The sequence below is a fragment of the Streptomyces sp. HSW2009 genome (assembly GCF_040240285.1).
Lineage (GTDB): Bacteria > Actinomycetota > Actinomycetes > Streptomycetales > Streptomycetaceae > Streptomyces.
In genome coordinates this window covers 1-3,080 of the sequence record NZ_JBEHZD010000752.1, presented here as the reverse complement: position 1 = coordinate 3,080, position 3,080 = coordinate 1, and the positions used below count along the sequence as shown (strand labels likewise).

Genomic DNA, 3,080 nt, shown 5'->3' with positions numbered 1-3,080 from the left:
GCCCCATCGTGCCTCCGTCCTGGGGTCGGCCGAAAGCAGCCGTGTTCCTGGTAAGGAACCGGCTGCCCCCGTGGCGCCGCGGGGGGGCGGGGGGGGGGGGCCCCCGCCCCCCCCCCCCCGGCCCCCACCCGGCCGCGGCAACGGCTCGACCCGGTCGCCGGCACGGGCCGGCCCAGCCGCTGGAAACAGGTCAGCTCAGCCGCTGGAACTGGAGCTCAAGCCCGTCGAGCAGCGCCCCGAGCCCCATCGCGAACGCTCCCTCGTCCACCTGCTGCTGGTGCGCGGGCAGCAGGTGCGCCCGGCCCAGGTGCGGATAGGCCGCCGGGTCGTACGCGCCCGGGTCGGCCACGAAACCCCCGGCGAAGGAGCCGAGCGCGGAGCCGGTGACGAAGTACCGGAGCAGCGCGCCGACCCGGGTCGCCTGGGCGGGCGGCCAGCCGGCCCGCACCATGGCACCGAACACCGCGTCGGCCATCCGCAGCGCCGCCGGCCGCCGCCGCGGGCCCTGTGCCAGCAGCGGCACCACATGCGGGTGCGCGGTCAGCGCCGCGCGGTAGGAACGGGCCCAGTCGTGCAGCGCCGTACGCCAGGGCGGCGCCGGGTCGGGCCCGAACATCGACAGGTCCACCTCCGCGATCACCGCATCGGCCACCGCGTCCAGGATCTCGCCCTTGGCCTGGAAGTGGTTGTACAGCGACGGCCCGCTGACCCCGAGCGCACCGGCGAGCCGCCGGGTCGAGAACGCCTGCAACCCCTCGGCGTCCACGAGCCCGAGCGCGGCCGTGGCGATGCGCTCACGACTGAGCAGCGGCTGACGGGGACGGGCCATGCGCCCCATGGTAGGTCGCACCCCACCAGAACCTAACGCCGTTAGGTTTCCCTGCCCGGGTCCCGAGCGCGCCCCGGAGCGCACGGGGCGGCGACAGCGCGTGGGGTGGGAGTGCGGTGGGGCGGCTGGGTCGTGGGCGTGGGCGTAGGCGTGGGCGTGGGCGTGGGCGTGGGTGGCACCGGTGTCGGTGGTACGGGTACCTGCGGTGCGGGTGTCTGGCGTACGGGTACCTGCGGTGCGGGTGTCGGCGGTGCCAGTGTTCGCTGTGCGGGTGCTGGCGGTACCCGTGTTTGCCGTACGGGTGCTGGCCGCGCCGGTGCTGTGGATACGGGTACCTGGGGTGCTGGTGCCGGTGGTACCAGTGTCTGCTGTACGGGTGCTAGCGGTGCCGGTGTTGTGCATGCGGGTGTCTGCGGTGCGGGTGCCGGTGCCGGTGCCGGTGTCTGCCGTGCGGGTGCTGGCGGTACCCGTGTCTGCCATGCGGGTGCTGGCGGTACCCGTGTCTGCCATGCGGGTACCGGCCGTACCGGTGTCGCGGTTGCCGATGCCCGCGGTACTGGTACCCGCGGTACTGGTACCCGCGGTGCCCGTACCCGCGGTGCCCGTACCCGCGGTACCGGTGTCTCCGCACCGTGTCCGTGTGGATGCCGGCCCGGGCGTACGGGCCTGTCGACCGTGCGGCGCCAGCGGCTCCTAAGCGCTCGCTCACCCGCGCGGTATGGTGAGCCCCCGCCGCGGAAGGTCCGTGGCGGGCTGGCAGAGCGGGGCCCGTATGAGCGCGCAGGCGCAGCAGCCCGAGGAGGAATGGGCGGACGTCACCCCGGACGCCGCCCGGCGGCTGGTCGTCGCCGCGGTCGAGGCGTTCGCCGAGCGCGGCTACCACGCCACCACCACCCGCGACATCGCCGGCCGCGCCGGCATGAGCCCGGCCGCCCTCTACATCCACTACAAGACCAAGGAAGCGCTGCTCTACCAGATCAGCCTGGTCGGCCACCGGCTGGCGCTCGACATCCTGGAGCGCCCCGCGCTGGCCGCCGGCAGCCCGCCGCAGCGGCTCGCCGACGCCGTGCGGGCCTTCGTGCACTGGCACGCCGAGCACCACACCACCGCCCGCGTGGTGCAGTACGAACTGGACGCGCTCAGCCCCGAGCACCGGGTGGAGATCGTGGGCATGCGCCGGGCCACCGACGCCGCGGTGCGCCGCATCATCGAGGACGGGGTGCGCTCCGGCGACTTCGACGTCGCCGACGTGCCGGGCACCACGCTCGCCGTCCTCTCGCTCTGCATCGACGTCGCCCGCTGGTTCAGCGCCGACGGCCGGCGCGCCCCCCGCGAGGTCGGCGAGCTCTACGCGGGTCTGGCCTTGCGCATGGTCGGGGCCGCTGACCGGGCCGCGTAGCGCGCCGGCCCCGGTGGGGCGGCGGCCGGGCGGCCCGTGGCGGGCCAGCGGGGTCAGCGGTACGGCGGGGCCAGCGGGGGCAGTGGGCCGGCGGCCCGGCCGCTCCCGGGGGCGCGAGCCGGCTGGGGGCGCGCCTCCCCGCGCGGCTAGTGGTAGTAGCGGCTGACCGACTCCGCCACGCAGACCGGGCGGTCGCCGCCGCCCGCGCGCTCGATGGTGAGCACCGTGGTGAGCTGGATGCCGTCCGGTACGGCGACGGCCTCGGTGATCTGCCCGGTGGCCCGCAGTCGGGAGCCGACCGGCACCGGGGCCGGGAAGCGCACCTTGTTCACGCCGTAGTTGACGCCCATCCGCACCCCTTCGACGCGCAGCAACTGCGGGAAGAACGCGGGGACCAGCGCGAGCGTCAGATAGCCGTGGGCGATGGTGGTGCCGAACGGGCCGGTCGCGGCCCGCTGCGGGTCCACGTGAATCCACTGGTGGTCCCCGGTCGCCTCGGCGAACAGGTCGATCCGGCGCTGGTCGACCTCCAGCCACTCGCTCGGCCCGAGCTCCGCGCCGATCGCCTGCTGCAACGCGTCGAGCGAGGTGAAGATCCGGGGTCCTGCCATGCCGTGCCTCCCGATGAGCCGCGCCGCGCGGGCGGCGCACGTGCGGGCGCCGCGGCGCCCCGCCCCCGCACGACCATGGACTAAGCGGTTGCTCAGCATGCTGGTCGGGAGAGGGGCTGTCAACGCGCCCGGCCACCGCCGATGCACCAGCCGCCCGCCACGCGTCCGCCACCGCGCCAGCTAACGCCAACGCGTCAGCACCGCACCCGCCCGGGCCGCGCCACGGCGCACCGTACGCCGC

General features: G+C 75.5%; 3 protein-coding genes. 1 reads left to right on the top strand and 2 read right to left on the bottom strand.

The features are described 5' to 3' along the window. Positions 1 to 190 precede the first annotated feature (190 nt). Entirely contained in the window at positions 191 to 829 is a 639-nt protein-coding gene (locus AAHZ94_RS31740; protein WP_349997170.1) for a TetR/AcrR family transcriptional regulator, read from the bottom strand. Between the two features lie 772 nt (positions 830 to 1,601). On the opposite strand from AAHZ94_RS31740, the gene AAHZ94_RS31735 reads away from it, so the two are divergent. Further along, the gene (locus AAHZ94_RS31735; protein ID WP_349997169.1) at positions 1,602 to 2,228 is read left to right on the top strand and encodes a TetR-type transcription factor C-terminal domain-containing protein; all 627 of its coding nucleotides are present in this window, start codon (positions 1,602 to 1,604) and stop codon (positions 2,226 to 2,228) included. Positions 2,229 to 2,374: 146 nt separating this feature from the next. Here AAHZ94_RS31735 and AAHZ94_RS31730 read toward each other — a convergent pair whose 3' ends face one another. Further along, positions 2,375 to 2,839 (bottom strand): MaoC family dehydratase, encoded by a 465-nt coding sequence (locus AAHZ94_RS31730; protein ID WP_349997168.1) that lies wholly within the window; start codon positions 2,837 to 2,839, stop codon positions 2,375 to 2,377. Between the last annotated feature and the right edge of the window lie 241 nt (positions 2,840 to 3,080).

What these genes read in the sequence shown, in the direction of transcription:
- AAHZ94_RS31740 (WP_349997170.1), bottom strand. Translation starts at nt 829, where the DNA reads ATGGCCCGTCCCCGTCAGCCGCTGCTCAGTCGTGAGCGCATCGCCACG.
- AAHZ94_RS31735 (WP_349997169.1), top strand. Translation starts at nt 1,602, where the DNA reads ATGAGCGCGCAGGCGCAGCAGCCCGAGGAGGAATGGGCGGACGTCACC.
- AAHZ94_RS31730 (WP_349997168.1), bottom strand. Translation starts at nt 2,839, where the DNA reads ATGGCAGGACCCCGGATCTTCACCTCGCTCGACGCGTTGCAGCAGGCG.